The sequence below is a fragment of the Planktosalinus sp. genome (assembly GCF_059864935.1).
The window spans coordinates 1-2,658 of sequence record NZ_JCBCCK010000263.1 but is presented as its reverse complement, the minus strand read 5'-3'; the positions used below and the strand labels follow the sequence as shown (position 1 = coordinate 2,658).

The window sequence follows — 2,658 nt, the reverse complement described above, 5'->3', positions numbered from 1 at the left end:
CGAAGAAGGTGGAGAAGGCGAGTTGAGATTGAACGTAATAATTTAAAATGTCCACTCTAATATATAAGGATAATCATGTCTAAAGAAGAAATTAAAAATAAGGAAAAGCAACTTTTAGAGTTAACAGGAAGCTTCTGCTCGCAAAAGTTAGATGAGGAATACTTTTATTTATGTGAAAAATTAGTAAAAAAACTTGGTAGAAAACGAGAAGTCCCTTTTAAACGAGGACAAATTGAAATATGGGCAGCGGCAGTAGTTTACGCTATCGGCTCTATAAATTTTTTATTTGATAAAAACTTTGAACCTTATGTTTCTGCTCAAGAGATAAGTGATTTTTTTGGCTCAAAAAATTCCACTGTATCTGCCAAAGCAAAAAAAATAAAAGAGTTACTTAATTTATCAATATTTGATTCAGAATTTTCAACCAAATATATAAGTGGGTCAAATCCTTTGAATAAGTTAGTAATGGTTGATGGTATATTTGTCCCACTTACAGATATTCCCGAAGACCTTCAAGAATTTGTCAAGAATGAAAGGGCAGAAGGAAGAGATGTTTCATTTACAACACAAAGTGAATAAAAGGATTACAGATTATAAAGAACATATTAAGAGTTTAAAAAGGTAAACTTATGAATAAAAATAAAAACCAAACTCCCCCTCTTTCGAAAGGGGCTGGGGAGAGGAAAAACTGGCCCCTCTGGGAAATCTTCGTAAGAAGCAAAAACGGATTGGAGCACCGCCACTTTGGTAGCCTGCATGCAGCTGATGCTGGAATGGCATTGGAAAACGCCCGGGATGTCTATACTCGCCGCAATGAAGGTGTAAGCATCTGGGTTGTGGAGTCCAAATACATCACCGCCTCCAACCCCGAAGAAAACGGCGAATTCTTTGAACCCGCCGCAGACAAGGTGTACCGTCATCCCACTTTTTATGAGTTGCCGGATGAGTTGAAGCATATGTAAAAGCCCCCACCTAACCTCCCCCGAAGGGGGAGGAACAATTACTAAAAAAATTTGAAATATGAACATCATATCTAATAATTTTAATCAATCAAACTCCCTCCCCTTTGGGGAGGGTCGGGGAGGGGCTTTGAAGATTTCTTATATACTAGAAATCGCCGACAACTCCCTTATCCTAGGCCAACGCCTCGGTGAGCTCTGCGGTCACGGACCCAGTTTGGAAACCGATATCGCTATCACCAATATGTCATTGGACTTATTCGGACAGGTGCGCAGTTACTACCAATACATTGCCCAGCTATCAGGAGAAGACAAAAGCGAAGACGACATCGCTTTCCTTCGTTTGGAACGTGATTACAAAAACGTGCTACTGGTAGAACAACCCAATACCGATTTTGGCTATGTTATCACCCGTCAGTATTTCTTTGACGTATTTCATTTGATGTTGATGCGACATTTGCAATATAGTAAAGATGAAACCCTTTCGGCCATAGCCAAAAAAGCAATCAAAGAAGTGAGTTACCACAAACGTTTTTCAGGTGATTGGGTAAAACGCCTTGGGGACGGTACTGAAGAAAGCCACGAGCGTGTTCAAAAAGCCGTTAACGATCTGTGGCCTTTTACCAACGAACTCTTTGAAATGACCGAAGCCGCAAAAGCTGCTGCAGAAGCCGGAATTGGAGTAGATGCAAGTCAGTTAAAAGAACCTTATTACAAAGAAGTTAGCGAACTCTTAAGAGAAGCAACTTTAGAGGTGCCGGAAATCAAGTATTTCCACAAAGGTGGTAAACACGGTGTCCACACCGAGCATATGGGCTACATCCTTTCAGATATGCAATTCATGCAACGCACCTATCCCGGAATGAAATGGTAAAAGAAGACTGAATAACGAATTTTAGAATGTAGAATTTTGAAGTTTAATACTTTACAGATACATGAAAAATTACAAATATGATTTAGAGGAAAGACTCATAAAGTTTGCAATAGATGTCATAATACTCTGCAAAAAAATCGAAGGTAGTTTTGCTTCAAAACATTTATCTGAACAGTTAATTCGTTCTGCAACCTCTCCGGCATTAAATTATGGTGAAGCTCAAAATGCTGAGTCTGCGAGAGATTTTATCCATAAAATGAAAGTCTGTCTAAAAGAATTAAGAGAGTCTCTAGTTAATTTAAAAATTCAAAAAGGAGCAAATCTGTTAAAAGATATTGAAAAACTGGATGCACTTATAATCGAAAGCAATGAATTAGTAGCAATTTTTGTAACAAGTATAAGAACCTCTCAAAATAAAAATAAAAAGTAAAACTTCGATATTCATAATTCCGTATTCGATATTCATAATTTTTTATGCTAAAAACATCATCACATATCAACCCAACCTTCCTCAACATCCTCAAAACCGTCCCCGACCCAGAAATCCCGGTGCTGACCATAGTCGATTTGGGTGTGGTAAGAGAAGCTGAGGTTCTGGAAGATGGCTTTGTAGAAGTAAAAATCACACCCACCTACAGCGGTTGCCCGGCGATGGATGTGATAGGCGATGATATAGTAACCGCGTTCGCGAAAGCGGGAATGAAAGCCAAAGTCAAACTCGTCCTTTCCCCGGCCTGGAGTACAGATATGATTTCGGAAGAAGGCAGAGCAGCTCTTGAAAAATATGGTATCGCCGCTCCGCTTGATGCTATTGCAGATAAGGAA

Annotated in this window: 5 protein-coding genes; all 5 read left to right on the top strand. The window is 39.2% G+C overall.

Features of this window, described 5'->3' with window-relative positions; all coding sequences use genetic code 11:
- The first annotated feature begins 75 nt into the window (after positions 1-75).
- A complete protein-coding gene (locus AC6F75_RS08855) occupies positions 76-579 on the top strand; it encodes a DUF6398 domain-containing protein (RefSeq protein ID WP_500714646.1) in 504 nt (167 codons plus the stop codon).
- 50 nt (positions 580-629) lie between these two features.
- Positions 630-962, top strand: coding sequence for a 1,2-phenylacetyl-CoA epoxidase subunit PaaB (paaB, locus tag AC6F75_RS08850; protein ID WP_500714645.1), 333 nt, complete (start codon positions 630-632; stop codon positions 960-962).
- Positions 963-1,020: 58 nt separating this feature from the next.
- Positions 1,021-1,833: a 1,2-phenylacetyl-CoA epoxidase subunit PaaC gene (gene paaC / locus AC6F75_RS08845; RefSeq protein ID WP_500714644.1), complete on the top strand. Its 813-nt coding sequence runs from the start codon at positions 1,021-1,023 to the stop codon at positions 1,831-1,833.
- A gap of 61 nt (positions 1,834-1,894) precedes the next feature.
- Positions 1,895-2,263, top strand: coding sequence for a four helix bundle protein (locus tag AC6F75_RS08840; RefSeq protein WP_500714643.1), 369 nt, complete (start codon positions 1,895-1,897; stop codon positions 2,261-2,263).
- A gap of 44 nt (positions 2,264-2,307) precedes the next feature.
- Positions 2,308-2,658: 1,2-phenylacetyl-CoA epoxidase subunit PaaD (paaD, locus tag AC6F75_RS08835; protein WP_500714642.1), on the top strand; the 351-nt coding region annotated here is incomplete at its 3' end.